The sequence below is a fragment of the Mycoplasma marinum genome (assembly GCF_004335975.1).
Taxonomy (GTDB): Bacteria; Bacillota_I; Bacilli_A; order Mycoplasmatales; family Metamycoplasmataceae; genus Mycoplasma_K; species Mycoplasma_K marinum.
The window spans coordinates 1-19,747 of sequence record NZ_PSZO01000005.1 but is presented as its reverse complement, the minus strand read 5'-3'; the positions used below and the strand labels follow the sequence as shown (position 1 = coordinate 19,747).

The 19,747-nt window shown below is 27.7% G+C and carries 14 protein-coding genes; 12 read left to right on the top strand and 2 right to left on the bottom strand.

Features of this window, described 5'->3' with window-relative positions:
• The first annotated feature begins 60 nt into the window (after positions 1 to 60).
• Both C4B24_RS01625 and C4B24_RS01620 read left to right on the top strand, forming a co-directional pair.
• Entirely contained in the window at positions 61 to 1,554 is a 1,494-nt protein-coding gene (locus C4B24_RS01625) for a glycoside hydrolase family 1 protein (RefSeq protein ID WP_131598718.1), read from the top strand.
• A gap of 12 nt (positions 1,555 to 1,566) precedes the next feature.
• Positions 1,567 to 2,289: a class I mannose-6-phosphate isomerase gene (locus C4B24_RS01620; protein ID WP_131598717.1), complete on the top strand. Its 723-nt coding sequence runs from the start codon at positions 1,567 to 1,569 to the stop codon at positions 2,287 to 2,289.
• 568 nt (positions 2,290 to 2,857) lie between these two features.
• Here the strand turns inward: C4B24_RS01620 and asnA are convergent.
• A complete protein-coding gene (gene asnA, locus C4B24_RS01615; RefSeq protein ID WP_131598716.1) occupies positions 2,858 to 3,757 on the bottom strand; it encodes an aspartate--ammonia ligase in 900 nt (299 codons plus the stop codon).
• Positions 3,758 to 4,055: 298 nt separating this feature from the next.
• Between asnA and C4B24_RS01610 the strand changes: the two genes are divergently transcribed.
• The 3 genes from C4B24_RS01610 (at position 4,056) to C4B24_RS01600 (ending at position 8,682) form a co-directional block, all read left to right on the top strand.
• Positions 4,056 to 5,420 carry an MATE family efflux transporter gene (locus tag C4B24_RS01610; protein WP_168388313.1) on the top strand — a complete coding sequence of 455 codons (1,365 nt, stop codon included), beginning with the start codon at positions 4,056 to 4,058 and terminating at the stop codon, positions 5,418 to 5,420.
• Positions 5,421 to 5,936: 516 nt separating this feature from the next.
• On the top strand, positions 5,937 to 7,184 hold the full coding sequence (locus C4B24_RS01605; protein WP_168388312.1) for an ATP-binding cassette domain-containing protein: 1,248 nt from the start codon (positions 5,937 to 5,939) through the stop codon (positions 7,182 to 7,184).
• A 163-nt stretch (positions 7,185 to 7,347) separates the two neighbouring features.
• Positions 7,348 to 8,682 (top strand): ATP-binding cassette domain-containing protein, encoded by a 1,335-nt coding sequence (locus C4B24_RS01600; protein WP_168388311.1) that lies wholly within the window; start codon positions 7,348 to 7,350, stop codon positions 8,680 to 8,682.
• 617 nt (positions 8,683 to 9,299) lie between these two features.
• Here the strand turns inward: C4B24_RS01600 and guaB are convergent.
• On the bottom strand, positions 9,300 to 10,400 hold the full coding sequence (gene guaB, locus C4B24_RS01595) for an IMP dehydrogenase (protein ID WP_131598708.1): 1,101 nt from the start codon (positions 10,398 to 10,400) through the stop codon (positions 9,300 to 9,302).
• 364 nt (positions 10,401 to 10,764) lie between these two features.
• On the opposite strand from guaB, the gene asnS reads away from it, so the two are divergent.
• The 7 genes from asnS (at position 10,765) to C4B24_RS01560 (ending at position 19,646) form a co-directional block, all read left to right on the top strand.
• A complete protein-coding gene (gene asnS / locus C4B24_RS01590; protein WP_131598706.1) occupies positions 10,765 to 12,111 on the top strand; it encodes an asparagine--tRNA ligase in 1,347 nt (448 codons plus the stop codon).
• A 239-nt stretch (positions 12,112 to 12,350) separates the two neighbouring features.
• A complete protein-coding gene (locus C4B24_RS01585; RefSeq protein ID WP_131598704.1) occupies positions 12,351 to 13,319 on the top strand; it encodes a glycosyltransferase in 969 nt (322 codons plus the stop codon).
• Positions 13,320 to 13,335: 16 nt separating this feature from the next.
• Entirely contained in the window at positions 13,336 to 14,019 is a 684-nt protein-coding gene (locus tag C4B24_RS01580; RefSeq protein WP_131598702.1) for an RDD family protein, read from the top strand.
• Entirely contained in the window at positions 14,012 to 16,153 is a 2,142-nt protein-coding gene (locus tag C4B24_RS01575) for an ATP-dependent helicase (RefSeq protein ID WP_131598700.1), read from the top strand. Before C4B24_RS01580 ends, C4B24_RS01575 begins: the two co-directional genes overlap by 8 nt.
• A 1-nt stretch (position 16,154) precedes the next feature.
• Complete coding sequence (locus C4B24_RS01570; RefSeq protein ID WP_131598698.1) at positions 16,155 to 17,750, top strand: MHO_4530 family protein; 1,596 nt, start codon at positions 16,155 to 16,157, stop codon at positions 17,748 to 17,750.
• A 233-nt stretch (positions 17,751 to 17,983) separates the two neighbouring features.
• The gene (gene proS, locus C4B24_RS01565; RefSeq protein ID WP_394343188.1) at positions 17,984 to 19,312 is read left to right on the top strand and encodes a proline--tRNA ligase; all 1,329 of its coding nucleotides are present in this window, start codon (positions 17,984 to 17,986) and stop codon (positions 19,310 to 19,312) included.
• 25 nt (positions 19,313 to 19,337) lie between these two features.
• Positions 19,338 to 19,646 carry a thioredoxin family protein gene (locus C4B24_RS01560; RefSeq protein WP_131598694.1) on the top strand — a complete coding sequence of 103 codons (309 nt, stop codon included), beginning with the start codon at positions 19,338 to 19,340 and terminating at the stop codon, positions 19,644 to 19,646.
• Positions 19,647 to 19,747: the final 101 nt, after the last annotated feature.

Sequence of the window (19,747 nt, the reverse complement as noted above, 5' to 3'; positions counted from 1 at the left end):
TTTGTATTTATTTTTAGTTTTTTTTGTCAAAATACAACTCTATAAATATATAATTTATATATGAATATAAAAGATAAAAAGACAAAAAAAATTAGTTTTCCTAATGGGTTTTTATGAGGCGGAGCAATATCTGCAGAGCAAACTGAAGGTAGAGGAATCACGCCAAAAGCTGAAACAGTTTATGAAAGGTGATTTAAAGAACAACCAAAAGATTTTTTTGGAGAAATTGGCTCTAACATAACTATAGATATAACTAAAAGGTATAAAGAAGACATTGCAATGTGAAAAGAATTAGGGATTAACTCTTTAAGAACATCAATATCATGAGCTAGGATATATCCTAATGGGATGACTAAAGAACCCTCTAAAGAAGGGATAAAATTTTATAGGGATTATTTTCAAGAGATGTTGGATAATGGAATCAAACCAATAGCAACACTATTTCATTTTGATATGCCGATTTATGAACAAGAAAAAGGTGGTTGGGAATCCCGCGAAGTTTGATTTGATTTTTTAGAGTATTCAAAAACAGTTTTAAATGAATTATCTGATATTGTTAAAATTTGAACCACTATGAACGAACCATGAGTCCCTGCAGAAGCTTCTTATTTAAAAGATGTTCAGTATCCTAAGTTAAACAACGATCAAAGTGGAGTTAATGCTGCGTATGGAATTGTAATGTCACACGCTTTAGTGGTTAATTATTTTAATGAAGAATTAAAAGAAAAATTCAAAGATATTAAAATTGGAGGTATATTTAATTCCGCTATTGTTTATCCTAAGGACCCAAATAATATTGAAGATATTAAGGCTGCAAAATACATGGATTTATTTGAATTTAGTGGTTTAACAGATCCTATGGTAATGGGTAAATGACCCGAAGGGATGAAAGAATGATTATTAGAAATGGATTTATTTCCAACAAATTATAGCATTCATGATAAAACTACTCTTGCAAAAGTTCGTTTAGATATTGTGGGATTGAATTATTATTCACCAAGAAGAGCGAAGGCCCCTTCTAAGATGGGAAATAAATCCAAGTTTGATGATTATTTTGAAGATTATAAAATGCCTAATAGAAGAGAAAATAAATTTAGGGGATGAGAGATATATCCTGAAGCAGTTTATGATACATTAAAAGCAATGTTTAATAAATATGGAAGTAGAATTGAATACATGCTTACTGAATTTGGGATGGGAGTCGAAAATGAAGGTATCTTTAGAGATGAGAACGGCATTATTCAAGATGAATATAGAGTCTCTTTTATAAAAGAACACTTAGAGCATCTACATAGAGCTATGGAAGACGGTGTAAATATTATTGGAGCGCATCTTTGGGCAATAATTGATTGCTGATCTTGAGGTAATGCATTTAAAAATAGATATGGTCTTATTGAGGTTGATTTAGAAAATAATCTCACAAGAAGATATAAGAAGTCTGCTTATTTTATGAAAGATTTAATTGAAACAAGAGAAATCAAATTGAATTATAAAAAAATGGAACACTATATGGATTTTGATAAGATTAAATTTAGCAAATCAAGAGGAATGTAGAAGGAGAATATTATGATAAAAGTAATACCAATAAGAGTAGAAAAAATTTGAGGTTATGAGATTTGACTACATTCTACGTATAAAAAAAATCCAACTAAAACTGAAAATGATGTAGAAACAACAAAAGGTCCATTAATAAAAATAATCAAGGCTAATAGACCGCTATCGGTACAAGTTCACCCTGACGATATGCTTGCACAAGAATTAGAAGGACAACCTAATGGTAAGTCCGAGTGTTGATATATATTAGAGGCTAATAAAGATACGGAATTTATTGTTGGTATTAAGACAACTGACGGTAAAAAAATAAGGGAATCTTTAAAAAATGGAACTTTTTTTAGACAATTAGATATTTATATACCAAAAGTTGGTGATTTCATAAATGTGCCTGCAGGTTTAGTTCACGGAATAGGTGGTGGTTCCAAAGTTATGGAGGTTCAACAACCCTCTGACACTACTTATAGATTTTATGATTATGGAAGATTAGAAAATGGGAAGCCAAGGGAACTTCATATTGAAAAATCAATAAAATCAATAAAACAATTAGAGTGGAAACAGGAAAGTTCTACTCAAGATTTTAAAACTCAAAAATGTGAAACATATCAAGTTGAAATTCACAAAACGGATTTTTTTGCTCCTAAAGATTCTATAGTTATAGATCTTGAATTGGAAAATGCCTATATTTCTGAGGGAGAACAAATTAAATTTAAACATTACGCAATTGTTACATACTAGTAATTTAAAAAAGATATTTAACTCTATTTTTAAATGGATATTGTTTTATGGTTGCGAATGATTTTAATTAGAAATTTATATATTGGGCATTTAGAAAATATGATTGTCCTCTATAACTTTATATTACCAAAATATTGTTTTTCTAATTAAAGTGGAGATTTAAATTTTGTATAAAGATTAGGTATTTACTTTGCTTAATATAGAAATAGAAAAATACGTAAATATCCTATTATCATATGTTAATACATGTATTAAAATGAGCGTTTAAGGAACACTGATGTAACTTTAATCACAATGGTTTGAGAAAAAGAGAAAATTTTAATTTCTCATTACTAAAATATCCTCTTGTTTAGAGAGAACATTTTTATGAATATCGGTGTTACTAAATTTGCTTGTTTTGATGTTGTTTTTATTATTATGTATTTAGCGATGTATTCCATAATTTTACAAGTGTCATTGCTAAACATGCATTGCAGTGAGAATTACATTATTTTCTAATTGTTTAGATAAAAAATAGACTCTTTCTTAGAGTCTATTTTAGTTTTTAATAATTATAAGAAACTATAATTTAAAAATTGTTAAATAGTTGGACATCTTTAATATCTTTTATTCCTAAGACATACATTAAGACTCTTGTTTGTCCAATGCCACCACCAATTGTGTAAGGTAATTTACCATCAATTATTGATTGATGGAAGTTTGGTATTTTATTAAATTTCACCTTTCTGTGAGAAAGTTGTTTTTTTATTGAGTCTTCACTTACTCTGATACCCATAGAAGATAATTCTAAGGCCTTTTTAAGCGGTTCAAATCAAACTAATAAATCTCCATTTAGTTCTCAGTCATCATAGTCAGGTGCTCTACCATCGTGTGGTTTTCCATCTTCAAGTTCCCAACCAATACCCATAATAAATACCACTTTGTGTATTTTAGAAATCGTATCTTCTCTTTCTTTTCTTGAAAGTGTTGGATACATTTTTTCAAGTTCTATAGAATCTATAAAGAATATTTTCTCGGGTAATTCAATACTTGAATATTTTGTTGTTGTTGCCTTTAAAGCTTTATAAATTTTAGATACTTCATTTTTCAAGAATTCCTTGTTTCTATCTTGTTTAGAAATAACTTTTTCTCAATCTCATTGCTCTACAAAATAAGAATGTGTTTCATCAAGCTCTTCATCTTTTCTTATAGCCTTCATATGTGTAACCAATCCTTCATATAGTGGAAAATCATATTTTCATAAAGCTGCCCTTTTTCATTTTGCAAGTGAATGCACTACTTCTCATTCAACATCCTGCTTGCATTTAAAACTTACTGCTTTTTCTATTGCGTTTAAAGAATCGTTCAATCTTGATTCTTTAGTTACAAATAATGGTGCTTGTACTTTTATTAAGGAAAGATTATTTTTTAATTCTTCCTCAAATGTCTTTAATACTTGTTCTTGTTTCTTTAATATTTTAATTGTCATATTTCTCTCCTTTTATATTTTATGAATGAAAATAAAACGCCTCAAGAGCGTTTTATTAAAAGTAATTCAACAACGCTCACAACATAATAAAATCTTAATGAGCATTTAACCCATTAATTAATAATTATTATTATTGTTGATGATTTGCATTGTCTTCATATGATAATTATACCAACTTTTTCAACATTTAAAAGTTGAAGAATTTTCTTAAAAATATTTTTAACAATTTTAAAAATATTTTTTTAGGTTGGCAGGCATTTTTTTATTTAGTTGTAGTATTATTTATAATATGAAAAAAATGATAAAAGAAAACAAGATATTTTGAAAAAAATCTTTAAAAATTATAATTCCAGTAGTCTTATCTCAAATGTTAATTATTGCAGTTGGTTTTGTTGATAATTTTATGATTACTGGTTATGATTCTGCACAAAATCATCTAACAGCAGTTGGTGCTGGTGCAGAAATGTGATTTGGATTTTCATCAATATATATTTCAATTGGTATTTTATTTAGTATATTTTATGCTCAATTTAGTTGTGATAAAGATAAATTTACTCAAACATTTAAAATAAATATTCACTTTTCATTTGGAATTATGATTATCACTTCATTAATTATGTTTTTCCTGGCACAACCAATAATTAATCTATTCTTTATGAGTGATGATTCAACAAATTCTCAAATAGCTTTTAAAATAGCGGTGGATTATTTTAAAATATTGGCACTTGGAAATATATTTGTATCTGTTTCATATTTATTGCTAAATCCATTAATAACTTTAGGCAAGACTAAGTACTTATTAATTGTTTCTGCAATATCCTTATTGACAAATACCTTGTTTGATTATATATTTATTTATCCACTTGATTTAGGGGCAACAGGAGCTGCTATTTCAACGTCTGGTTCATTCTTTATACAAATGATTTTATCAATTATTATAGCGATTAAAAATAAATCAATTTATAGTAATTTTGGAAGTATATTCTTACTTGATAAAAAACTTACTAAAATATTTTTAAAAAGATCTTGAATGATTTTATCTTTCTCATTAATGAATGCTTCATTTGTAGCGTTAACAATACTGTGATCAAATATGTTTGGTTCGGAATTAATGAAATCAATGGCGATTGCCTATGCTATTTCATCGGTGATGTTTACAATTTTTCCAGCTATAAATCAATCAGTTAAAATAATTATCGGTTCTGAATTAGGTAAGGGAGAGTTTGCTATTGCAAAACAATATTCAAAGAAATTAGTGTGACCAATTTTTGTGGTTTCTACCATTGTTGTAATATTTGGAATAATTTCTGGAGCAACTCTACCTAAATATCTCATAAATGGACAGCACTATAAAGAAATGGCTCAGTGAATGATATATACATATTCTACTTCGCTATATGCATTTGCTATAAATTCTTATTACTCATGTTTATTAGAAGCTGGAGGTGGACAATTAAGTGTCTCATTCTTAAATTACTTTACACAAATTTGATTGGTTATACCTTTAGCGATTATTTGTGGACCATGAGTTATTGGCCTTGGTTTTAAATGAACATTCTTTATTGCACAAATGTCTATGTTTTCAGTAGCGCTTGCATCATTTTTGGTGTACTTAAGATTTAATTGATTAAATAATTTGAACGAGCATAAAGACTTGGCATAGCTAAGTCTTTTTTTATTTTGTACCTTTAAAGTTAGTTGTGGATAAAATTTATCAATAATGTGTTAATTTGAAGTTTCAAATCATACTTATGAGACTCCTTTATTATCATATGTCATCCTTCTCTTGCTTTATTATATTTTTTAGATTAAAAATTTAAAAATTGATAACAAAGTATTAATTTATAATTAAAGTAATGGAATGCATTTGAGCAATATTGCATAAATCTAGGAGGTGCTAATGAAAAATACCATTAAAATTTTAAGTCACTTTAAAATGCTAACTTTTTCATATATATTTTTATTATTTACAATAGAATTTTTGTGAATAGTTAGTATGTTTTTTACAAATAAGCTATTTGAAGCACTCATTTTCGAAACCAATAATTATATTGAGTATTTAATTATTTATATTTCAATAATTGGGGGAGGACTAATAATATCAATTATAAATAATTATTTTTCTAAAAGCTTTAAATTAAAAGTCAATAATTACATAAGACAAGAGGCCTTGAGTGAAATGTTTAAAAATAATATGAATAAAAATTCAACTGACTTGAACGTTTCAAAAATAATAACTAATGTTAATTTTGTAACGCAAGCTAGAATTTTTAACTTATTTGAAATAATTTCTAATTCTTTTTCTCTTATATTTGCCATAAGTCTTTTAATGTATTATCATTGATCTTATGGGGTGCTTGCTGCTTTCTTTGCGATAACATTATCTTTACTCCCAATTCTCTATAGAAAAAAATATAATAATTATCAATCAAAAATTATCAAAATTGACAATGAGTACAAAGGTGAGATGGGGATACTGATCAATCAAAGAAATCCAATGTACTTAATTAATAAATTAAATATAATAAATAATATAGCTGCAAGATTAACATTAGGTAAAAATAAGAATTCATATAAAATATATAAAAAAATGATTATAACTTTTTCACCAAATATTGTTTTTGGGCTAATTTCTCAGATTTTTGCTCCAATTTTATCTGCTATTCTTGCACACTATGGTATGGTTTCTGTCACATTAGTAGGAATATCTGCATATATATTTGGCACTGCACTATCAACTTTAATTGTTTTACCAGAATTAATTAAAAGTTTTGTATCTTCAAAGTCTATTATGAATGATCTACTCAAAAGTTCGACACGTACAAAAATGGATTTTATAAGTAAAGTTGAAATTAAAGGAATAAATCCAATTATCAATAAAACAAAAATATTTTCTTCTCCAATTTCTTTCAATATAAATAATAATTCAAAATTAAACATCGTTGGAAGAAATGGATCAGGAAAATCATCTTTATTAAACATATTAAAAGGTCAACTCTTAACATTTGAGGGGAAATTTGTTGTTAATGATATTCTAAATCCTTCATTATTAGGACAGGAAGGTGTTGTTTTCTTGGGGGAAAAACCATATATATTCAACGGGACCGTAAAAGAAAATATAAGTTTATTTAATGAATCAATAAATGATGCTGAAATTATTAAAGCTCTCGAAGAAGTAAATTTAAAACTAAAATTAAATGAAAAAATATCTAATGATGCCATATCTGATGGGCAGAAACAAAAAATTTCTATAGCTAGAGCGTTTATTTATAACTCAAATATTTTATTTTTAGATGAAACATTAAATAATATTGATATGAAGAGTAAGAATATAATCGAAAAGAAATTACTGGCAAAAAAAATGGGTGTGATTATAATTTCTCACAAGGAGGTTTCAAATGAATTTAAGAAAATTAAAATTAATTAGTCCTGCTGTTTTCATATTTATATGTTGTGAATTTTTATATAATATAATGCTCACATCTATCCCCTTTTTAACAAATTTATTAATTAAATCTTTAATAGACAACAAAATAAATTATATGATTTTCCTTTTGGCTGTACAATGTGCATTAGTTATAATTTCCGCGATGTTATATTTAATAATAGACATTCTTAGTGAAAAAGTTAGATATGAAATAGAATATAAATTCAAGAAAGCTTTCTTGAATAATAAAAAAAATGATTCAATAGATAAATTTTCCAATTCTGTTTTTAAAAATGATTACTTATATAATTCTGAAAAATTAGTTTCAAATTACTATTTTAAGAAAATAGATATTTTTATATATACATTCGCAATTATTCTATCATTCGTTTTTACTTCGTTAATTTCTTGAGAAATTGCAATTTTGGCTTTTTTCATGAATATGATTATTATTTTAACAATATTTATCCTAAAAAATAAAAATGCACAAATTCAAAAAGATTATGCTGAAAATAGAAGTAAATTCATAAAAGAATCATCTAAAATATTTGATGGTTCATCTGATTTGCAAGCCTTTAATAGGACTGAAGTTATGGATTCATTTCTAAACGAAATAAATAATCTTTATTATAAAAATAATCTAAAAGTGAATAGAAGAGATATTCTTTATTCTTCCATAATAAGGATTACTTCAATAGTTGTTACAGCAACCATTTCAATTGTAACTATTTTAATGTCTAGAGAAGGGATAATAAGTTTATATGTTATTATTTCTCTTATAGCAGCTAATACAACTATGAATGCTTATATGAATAACGTATTTAGTGATTTTGGGAAACTTAAATCAATGAACAAATTAATGGAGGATATGAATATATTACACAAACCAGAAATTACACTAAAAAAAGAAATATTTCCAATTTCCACAAAATCCTTATATTTTAAAACGAGAAACAAAACTTTGAGCTACCCGGATATTTGTATTAGGAAAAATAATAAATATATTTTAAGCGGAAGAAATGGCGTCGGTAAATCTATTCTACTACGAGGTTTTCAGGGAACTCATATTTTTGGTGAAGGTGAAATAAAATATAACAAATATAATAGAAAAGATTTAAATGTCCCAACAATATCTTCTAAAATTATCAGTTTAAGGCATGAACCCTTAATATTTAAAGGAAGCATTTTAGAAAATCTTTTTATTTCTAAAGAGGACTGGGATAACATAAATAAAGAATTTCATTTTATTACAAAAAACTTTAATGACTATAATTCAGAAGCCACCTTATTATCTCTTGGTGAAAAACAAATGATTGCAATATTGAGGTCATTGATATCTAATAAAGAATTAATTATTATTGATGAAGGATTAGATGCCGTTTCAAAAGATAATAAAGATAAAATTGAAAATTATCTTGATCATGTAAATAAGACAATTATTTATGTGTCTCATACAGACATTACAAATCTCAATTGAAAAGAAATTACGATATACTAACCCACCAATTTTGCACTCTATAATTAAGAAACCAGATTTTATTTTAGTAAATTAAAGCAATTTGTTTACAAATTCATCATAATAAGACAATCATGATTGCAATAGAATTAACTAAAGAATAATAAAATTATAAAAGTTTTAGGAGTTATGTGCTAATATTCCAGGTTGATTATTCGGCACTGTTAATATGAAGATAATTTAAAGTTTTTCACTAATATTTATTAGTTATATTTAGAGACTTATAATTTTGAAATGTTTTAGTTTAAATAAATTTTCAAGAAAACAAAAACATTGTTTTTTAATAGTTTTTAAAGGAATTGTGTTTTTTCTTTGGAGAATTTTATTATATTTTATATGACCAATTTTATATTCATCGACTATTGTTATGATATTTGAGTATTTTATATAATTGATATTATAAAGAGATTGACAATTAAGTGTTTAATTGTTGAATTACTTTGTGCAAATATCTATATTCTCAGCAATGCTTACATCATTTTTGGTGTACTTAAGATTTAATCAATTAAATAATTTGAACGAGCATAAAGACTTGGCATAGCTAAGTCTTTTTTATATAAAATGCAAGATAAAAAATCAAGAAAACCTTGATTTTTTTATTATTTTGTACCCTTGAAGTTAGTTGTGGGTAAGATTTTATCAAGTGTATGGGGATTTGAAGTTTTAAATCCAGCTTGAGTAATTCTAACAAATTGTCCATTTTCATGTGCTTGTTGAATTGTTGAAGCTCCTATGTATCCCATACCATTTCTAAGACCACCAACAATTTGTTGGATAACATCTTCTGTTAAACCCTTGTATTTAATAAATCCTTCTATACCTTCCGGTACTAATTTAATATCAGCAACTGAAGATTGGTTGTATCTATCTTTTGAACCTTTTTTCATAGCCTTTAAAGAACCCATCCCTCTATATGACTTGTATTTTTCACCATCATGTTCAATGATTTTTCCTGGTGTTTCTTTTGTTCCGGCAAGCATTGAACCAAGCATAACCATATCGGCCCCTGCAACAATTGCTTTTGTAATATCACCTGTTTGTTTCATACCACCATCAGCAATTACTAAGGCTCCCTTTAGTTTTGCAACAGATGAAACATTCTTAAGTGAAGAAATTTGACCAGCACCAACACCCGTAACAACACGTGTTGTACAAATAGCACCCGGACCAACTCCAACCTTAACTGCATCAGCTCCTTTATCAATTAAAAAGGCGGCTGCTTCTTTTGTAACTATATTCCCTGCTATTAAAAACACTTCTGGATATCTTATCTTAATTTTTTCAACTACATCACCAACACCTTTTGAGTGGCCATGAGCAGAATCAACAATTAACACATTTGCCCCTGCCTCTACAACTCTTTTAATATGTTCATCAGTTGAACCAACTCCAACAGAAGTTGCGATTGGTTTTGAATCTCCAAACTCTTTATGTAATTTTTCAATCGATTTTATTATTAAATCAAGTGACATATTTTTATGTAAAACACCAATGCCACCTAATTCGATCATTTTTTTAGCCATATCATATTCAGTTACAGTATCCATTGCAGCACTCATAACAGGGATACCCAATTCGATCTTATCATTCAATCTAATAGCTGTGCAAACATCACTAGGTAGGATATCTGAATAAGCTGGTTTAATTAGAACATCATCAAAAGTAAATGATGTTTCCATATCCGCAAATTTTTTGAACATTCTTATCTCCTTTTAAACTTTTTAAATGTTAACAAATTATATAGCATCCAACATTTTGAAAATAAATAATTTTTCTACATTTTTTTGAATATATAAAATGTCCCTATTTTAAGGCGCATAGAGGCATTAAAGTTATTTTAAAATATCTCAATTTTATATTTTTAGTTTATAATAATTTTGTTATGAAAAAACTTTTTAGTACATTGAATAATAATAATTGTTAGGCGTAGAAGCAAACTCTACGTTAATTTTATTATTGAATGTGGAGTCGTTAATTAATGAAACACATTCAAGTGAATGTGTTTTTTCATAATAATTTATAAATTAAAAAGGAGATTAGCAAGGGCTAATATATAATTACAATATGACAATAAAAGAAATATTAAAAGATGTTGAAAAACTACATGATTCAACAATAAAAATTAAGGGTTGAACCCTATCAAATAGAGGAAATAAAAAAATTAAATTTATAACTATTAACGATGGTTCTACATTTGCAAACCTGCAAATTGTAGCAAAAGAAGGTTCTAAGATTGATTTAGAAATAGTCGATCAAGTAAGAATGGGTGCATCAGTACTAGTAAAAGGGAAAATACTTCATACGCCAAACGGTAAACAAATCGCTGAAATGGTTGCAGAGGAATTTGAAATTCTTAAAAATACAGATGAAGATTTTCCATTACAAAAAAATGGAATGTCAAAAGAGGTTCTTAGAGAAATACCTCACTTAAGACACAGAACAAACTTATTCCGTGCAGTTATGAGAATTAGATCAACACTTTCACAAGAGTTGCACGCACACTTTGCAAGTAAAGGTTACTTACTTGCAGTATCTCCAATTATTACAGGTAATGATGGAGAAGGTGCTGGTGAAGCTTTTGTAACAGATGATGAATCAAAAGATTTATTCTTTGGTAAGAAAGCTACTTTAGGTGTTACTGGACAATTGCATGCTGAAGCATATGCAAATGGTTTTGGTGGAGTTTATACATTTGCTCCAACATTTAGAGCTGAGAATTCTAATACACAAAGACATGCTGCAGAATTCTGAATGATTGAACCTGAAGTTGCATTCGCTGATTTACAAGATATTTTAGGAATTGCTGATGATTTATTAAAAACAATCATTACAAAAACAATAGAAAAACATCCTGAAGAATTTGCATTTTTAGAAAAATTTGTTGCTCCAGGCCTTATGGAAAAACTTTCACTATTCTTAGAACAAAATCTTAAAGTTATGGATTACTCAGATGCTATTATCGAACTTAAAAAAGTTGCTGATAGATTTGAAGAAAAAAACATTGAGTTTGGTATTGACCTTGCAACTGAACACGAGAAATATCTTGCAGAAGAATTGCATAACGCACCAGTAGCTGTTATTAATTATCCAAAAGATATTAAGGCATTCTACATGCATCAAAATGATGATGGTAAAACTGTTGCTGCTTTTGACCTTCTTGTGCCAGGAGTTGGTGAACTAATTGGTGGTTCTCAAAGAGAATGTGATTACGATAAGTTAGTTACACGTATTAATGAAATGGGAATTGATCAAGAAGATTTACAATGATATTTAGACCTTAGAAGATTTGGTCAATCAATGTCTTCAGGATTTGGTCTTGGATTTGAAAGGCTTGTTATGTATGTAACTGGTGTTGAAAACATTAGAGATGCAATTCCTTTCCCAAGAACACCCGGAAAATTAATGATGTAATTCATTATTTTCAACAACTTTAAAATGACCTTTAAAAGTCATTTTTTTGTGTCTTTTTTTTAGTGTTTTTTGTAAAAAAATAATTTTTTTTAAAACTTATAAAAACCAAAATTAAAATTGAATAGCAACAAATTTATTATTTAATCCAATGATTTTCAATAAAAAAGCCTATTTTTAAAAGTACCCTTAAAAGTTCATTTATTTTAATGATATAATTTAATATAAAAATAGGGGGCAAAATGAAAATATCAATAATAACAAATATTTATAGATACGCAGAGGAAATTGATGCATTTTTTGAAAGATTTTATACTCAAAACAATCAAAATTTTGAATTAGTTGTTACAGTAGAAACTAATACATCAGGTCAATTAGAAAAGATTCAAAAATGAGCTGAAAAATTTGAAAATAAAATGAAAATTATATACAATACAAAACGCCAAGGAAGAAGTAAATCGCAAAGGGATGCTATTAAAGTTGCTACTGGAGAGTACGCATTATTTATTTGTACGTCAGATGAGATTAAAAGAACAGATGGTATTGATGAGATTATTAAAGCACTAGATAAAACTAATAAACCAGATATTTTAGAATTTGCAGCTTCATTTAGAGGTGTGAAAAGATGAAACACAAATCTAAGTATTAAAGCATTGACGGCCACAGAGATTGAAAAGAGACCAGCATTTATTGCTAAAACGCTTCCAACTCTTGCTAATAAAGTTGTAAGAACAGATTTAATGCTTGCAGCAACATCTAGATGTAATCAAAACGAAATAAATTCTAAGTTTGCAATTGAGTGAATGTATATGTTTTTGATTTATGAAGCTAAGACGTTTGCTACTGTTAACAAAAGAATTGTAAAAACTTTCTTTAGGAGAAATTCCGTTTCATTTAATCCAATTAGAATTTCTAATCAACTTTTGAGAATAATTTCTCAATTTGAAAATAATGACAATAAATATATACAAGAGTTAACATATGCATCATTATATTCAAATGCAATTTTCCTACCTATTTTTACATTAGCTTATAAAAATAAAGTTATGTTTGATAAGTTATATGACCAACTAACGAAGATTTTTGATAAAGATTTAAAAAATGCGTTATCTGTTAATAAATATTTATTAAAAAATAATAGGGAAGCTATTTGACTTTCTGCAAGAAGAACAAAAACAGAAATTAAAAAAACAGTTAAAGATTTTGAATAAAAAACAAGGGGGTAAAATGGAAGTTGCAAAACCAGCAGGACTTTTTAAAAGATTAGTTGCTAGAGGAATTGATTTTACATTTATAGCAATTATTTCTGTTGGTATTATTTTCATTTTTACTAAACCTCAAAAATTTGGACATTCTACATTTCCAGAACCGTGAAATTTCTATGTTTGATCTTTAATAACCACGCTTTCAATATTTTTATTTATGATAGCAATTCCATTAGCAACTAAGGGTTGAAGTATTGGGATGAAGATTATGAAGATTAAAATCACTGCTGTAGATGATACAAATATATATAAAGTTATTTTAAAAAGAGAGATATTTTTTGCTTTTGCTTGAATATTTGTATCCTTGTTAGTGCTAATTGTTATTAACCATACATTAATTAATGCTTCAGCAGAAATAAAAGGATATAAAAATCCAACTCAAAAAATGACTCAATGAGAAAAAACTAGAATTACATTTACCGGTTCAATTTCTGGTCTTGTTTGGTTTGCACAAATGTGATTAGCCATCACAGTTATACCAAATCCAGAAAAAAGAGGATGAAACGATAAATTTGCACATTGCCAAATGATAAACACAAATAAAAAAATCAATAAACAAATTGAAGAACAAAACACAATCATATCGCCTACTGAAATAGAAAATAAAATAGTCGAATGAATTGACACTAAGGAGAAATATGAGTAAAATTATCGAAGGTTTAAACGATGGGCAAAAGAAAGCGGTTCAACACACAAAAGGCCCTTTAAGATTGTTGGCTGGAGCAGGTTCTGGTAAAACTAGAGTTCTTACTCACAAAATTGCATATTTAGTAGAAGAAAAAGGGATAAGACCTGAAAAAATTCTTGCTGTAACATTTACTAATAAAGCTGCAGGAGAAATGAAAGAACGTGTTGCTGCGATTATTGGGGAAGATAAAGCAAAAAAATCTTTACTTTCTACTTATCACTCAATGTGTGTAAGGATATTGCGTCAAGATATTCAAGTTTTAGGTTATCCAAGGAATTTTAATATCATTGACACGATTGACCAAAGACAAGTTCTAAAACCGATTTATAAAAAATATAATATCTCTTCTAAAACTATGCCTTATAGTCATATGCTTGATTATATTTCAAAAGCTAAGTCAGCGTTAGAAGAACCGGAAGAGTTAATTTCATTAGCAGAAACAGAAGGTGATAAATACAAAGCCCTAATTTATAAGGGTTATAGAGACCAAACTATTAAAAGCAAATCTCTTGATTTTGATGATTTATTAATTTTTGTTTACAAACTATTCAAGGACCATGAATCAGTTGCTAATAAGTGAAAAGATAAATTTGATTATGTATTAGTTGATGAGTTCCAAGATACTTCATGAATTCAATATGAAATAGTTAAGACTTTGGCACACCATAATAACATAACAATTGTTGGTGATCCAGATCAAACAATTTACACATGAAGAGGGGCAAAAGTTGAACTTATAATTAATTTTGATAAAGACTTTAAAGAGTCTACAACAATTAAATTGGAAGAAAATTATCGTTCTACTCAGGAAATCCTTAAGGCTGCTAATTCATTAATTGAACACAATAAAAAAAGATTGCCTAAGAAATTAATTTCCAATAGTGGTGAGGGAGAAAAAATAACTTTCCATCATGCATATTCACCAGAAGCAGAGGCTAAATGAGTTGTTCAAAAAATAGATGAATTAAGACGTCAAAAAATTCAATTAAAAGATATGACTATTTTCTATAGATCTAATTACTTATCAAGAACTATGGAGCAAGCACTTATTAATGGCAATATTCCTTATAAAATATTTGGAGACGTTAAATTCTTTGAAAGAAAAGAAATTAAAGATGCTCTTGCTTACTTAAAAGTTATTGCACATGCTGATGAAGTTGGATTACAAAGAATAATAAATGTTCCAGCCAGAAAAATAGGTTCAACAACTATTGAAAAATTAGCAAATTTCTCAGAGGAGAAAAAGCTTCCATTATACGAAACAATTACTAAATTTTATGGTGTTTTACCCGTTTCAACTTCACAAAGAAATTCATTAGGGACATCATTTAACTTATTCGGTAAATATAGAGCTGCGCTTAAAACAAACTCAATTAAACTTGTGTTAGAAAAATTCTTAATTGAAATTGGTTATATGACAACATTAAATCAATTTAAGGAAACAGAAAAAGTGGCTAATGTTAAAGAATTGATTGATACAATTGGTAAATGAGAAGAGGAAAATCCTAATAAAACAATTGATGACTATTTAGAACAAATAGCATTAATGTCAGCACAAGATGAATTGGGTGCTGGTTCTTCATATATAAATCTTATGACTATACATACTTCAAAAGGACTTGAATTTGATAATGTATTTATAATTGGTATGTCAGAACAAGTATTCCCTTCTTCAAAAGCAATTGATGCTGGATTAGATTCAATTGAAGAAGAGAGAAGACTTGCTTATGTTGCAGTAACACGTGCAAGACAAAGATTATTTATATCAGATTCAAAAGGTTATTCAATCGATCATAGATTCATGAAAGTCCCATCTAGATTTATTTCTGAAATGGGAATCAGAATAAAAGATTTTACAAGAGAAATATTTATACCTAAAACTATGGATTTACATTATTCAAAGGTAGAAGATGTAGAATTTAAAATAGGTTCAAAAGTTAAACATAAAGTATTTGGAATTGGTGAAATAAAAGAACTTGATGGAGAAATGGCTGTAATTATGTTTGAAGATCCATATGGTGAAAAAACATTAATGAAAAATCATAAATCACTATCTTCAGTTGAAGAAATTAAAGTAGAAACAGAGGAATAAAATGGTAATCGCTATTATAACAATATCAATAATATTAATTTTAGGAATGGTTGTAGCTATTCTCTATTTATTATTTAATAAAGATTTAATTGCTAATGATAGTGGAAAGATTATGTTTGAAATCGATTATAAAAATAGGAAGATTAGAAACATGAATCACCCATCTTTAATTGAGAATAGATTACCACATTCTCAAAGAATTAATAAATTTTACAATAATAAGTGGATGAAATTAGATGAGTTTACAAGTATATTTGATGAATATACAAATAAAAAAATTAGGAATTCACTTCACGAATTAGAAAATGGTATTGCTGAAAAGAAAACATTCCCAGTGTTTATTATTAAAAACAACCCCATTAAAAAAATGAGTTCAAAAGAAAAAAATAAAAAAGACTTTCTAATGCACGCTACATTATTTAAATGTAAGGATAAAAAAAACGATGGAATTTTTGAAAGTGGATATATAGCTGGAGAAATTAAATTTGCGCTCCCAATGCATGAAGATAAAAAAATATTTCCTAGTAGAATTTCTCCAAATAAATTATTTCAATTTGAAGAAAAATTTATTGGGTTATGAGTATTTAATTTAAGAGAATTAAAAAGTTATCAGAAAGATTTATTTTTCCAAGCAATTCATGATAATCTTGGTATTAAAAATCTTAAGTATTTTTTATATGAAAATAAGTTAGCTGTTGTTATACCTACTTCAAGCATTATTTTAACCGATAGAAAGTTATCAAGAAAAGAATCTAAGTTGGAAAAAATTCTTTATGCCAAGGGATTTAAGCAATATTATGATTTAAATGGTTTATTACTAACAAGACGTATTTCTTCCCCCAAAAAAAATGCTGAGACAATTATCAAATTGGATTATCTACTTTGAAAATCAGATAAAATGAATGCAAAATCTAGATATTTAGATGAGGATATTCAGGAATTCCAAAAATATAAAGAGGCATATGTTACCGTTAGCCAGGCTATTAAAGCTCAATCAATGATAAGTAGATCAACAAGAGTTAAAAAATATAGTGAAGTTGATAGCCCTAGAAATAAACGTGGCTTAATTAATTACCTATATCCTGATATAGAAAATATCGAACCAAGATACTTTGCAATGGTATTATCTAATCCTAATATGAGGCGTAAAATGATGGATGCCCATGCTCAAAAAGTTATGGAATCACCAGAGACACAACCTTCTATTTTAGATGTTAACGCTGAATGATTAATTAAAAGATCTGCATCAATAACAAATAAGAAAATTATTTATATGGTTGAATATACTTCTGAAACACAACACAAATTATTATTTGCAACAATTAAGAAACTTCAAGAAAGAAAAATTATGTGTGGAATAAGAATTCAAAATGCAGATATTAAACACTTAACAACAATTATTAGGATAGAACCTAAGTTTATGATTATTGATAGAGAAGTATCTAAAACAGCTCATAATCCGGCTACTTATGTTAAGTTAGCTTCAATTGCTGAAGCTGCTAAAAATACATATATTATTTATGAACTACCATCAAGAAAAATTGATGCAAAACAAAGAAAAGTTATAAGTTTAAAATTCTACTATGATTACAAATAAAAAATAGTCTAAGGACTCTTTTTTTTATTTAAAAGTGGCTTTTTTATTGAAACTTTTTGCGAAAAAGTAATCTTTTTGTAAAAATTAGTGTTTTTTTAAAGTTGTTGTTATATAATAATGAGACAATGAAAAAATTAGATAAAATAACACCACAAGAACAAGAATTCTCAAGATGATATACAGACGTTGTTAAACAAGGGCAACTTATGGAATATGGTCCAGTTAAAGGAACAATTATATTCAAACCAAATGCTTATGGTATTTGAGAAAACATCCAAACAGAATTCAACAAAATTATAAAATCAAAGGGAGTTCAAAATGTATATTTACCAGTTTTGATACCTCTTTCATATATCGAAAAGGAGAAAGATCACGTAAAAGGATTTGCGCCTGAATTAGCAACAATTACAAAAGTTGGAGAAAAGGAACTGAATGAATATGCTGTAATGAGACCTACATCAGAAGTTTTATTTGGAGAGCTATTTTCAAAAGAAATTAACTCTTATAATGACTTACCAATTATGTATAACCAATGAGCGAATGTTTTAAGATGAGAAAAGACTACAAACCCATTTTTAAGAACATCAGAATTTTTATGACAAGAAGGTCACACTGCACACTCGAACGCTCTTGAAGCTAGAAAACTTTCAAGAACAATGATTAAAGAATATGCAAAATTCTTAGAAAAATTCTTGGCAATTCCTACAATCGTTGGGAAAAAGACACCAAAAGAAAAATTTGCCGGGGCAGTTACTACATATACAATTGAAGCAATGATGAAAGATGGTAAAGCACTTCAATCAGGAACTTCACATTATCTTGGACAAAACTTTGCAAAAGCATTTAATGTTTCTTTCCAAAATAAAGATAATAAGCAAGAACTTGCATATCAAACATCATGAGGAGTTTCAACAAGACTAATTGGAGCAATAATCATGACACACGGTGATGATAGAGGAATTATTATGCCTCCTAAAATAGCACCTACACAAATCGATGTTTTAGAAATTTTTGGTAATAAACATGAAAATGTTCATGCAACTGCACAAGATTTAATTAAGCAACTTGGCCGTAAGTGAAGAGTTAGACTAGACGCTTCAGATAAAGGACCGGGTTTCAAAGCAGGGCAATCAGAAATTCAAGGTACACCATTAAGAATCGAAGTTGGACCAAGAGATTTAGAACAAGGTTTAGTTACATTAGTAAGAAGAGATACACTTGAAAAAATCCAAGTTCCAGTTAATGACGTTAAAAATAGAATTAAGAAATTATTGGAAGATATCCATAATAATTTACTATCAAGCGCAAAACAAAGACTTGAAGAAAAAACAGTATATACTGAATCATATGAAGAATTTAAAGAAATATTCAAAGATGATAAAAACCTTAAGTTTGTAATTGTACCTTTTGCAGGTGATGAAGAAGATGAAAATAAGATTAAGAAAGAAACATTTGCATCTACAAGATGCTTACCATTTAAATTTGATAAGCCAGGCATAAGAAGATGTATAATTACTGGGAAAGAAACAAAGCGTTTTGTAATTTTCGCGAAGGCTTATTAAACTTTCATTAATGTAAGGAGAAAAAATGACAACATTTATTAAACCAGAAGAAATAGAAGCAAAAATTAAAGAAAATGACTTTGTAGTAATCGCTGTGGCCGCATCATGATGTGGACCATGTCAAATGATGACTTCAACAGTTTGAAATCAAATTAATGAAGAAAAAAACGACATTTCAATTTACAAAATTGATGCTGATGAACATAGAGATTGGGCAACTTCAAACAATGTTTCAGGATTACCAACAATGTTTATTTACAGAAAAGGAATAAAAGCTTCTGAAATCTCTGGTTACGTACCAAGAGAACAATTTGAAGAAAATGTAAGAGGGTAAACCTATATTAGGATAAAAATTTAAGACACAACTCGGAAAGGGTGGTGTCTTTTATGAAACATTATAAATTTAAAGATAAATTGTGGGCATTAAAACAATTG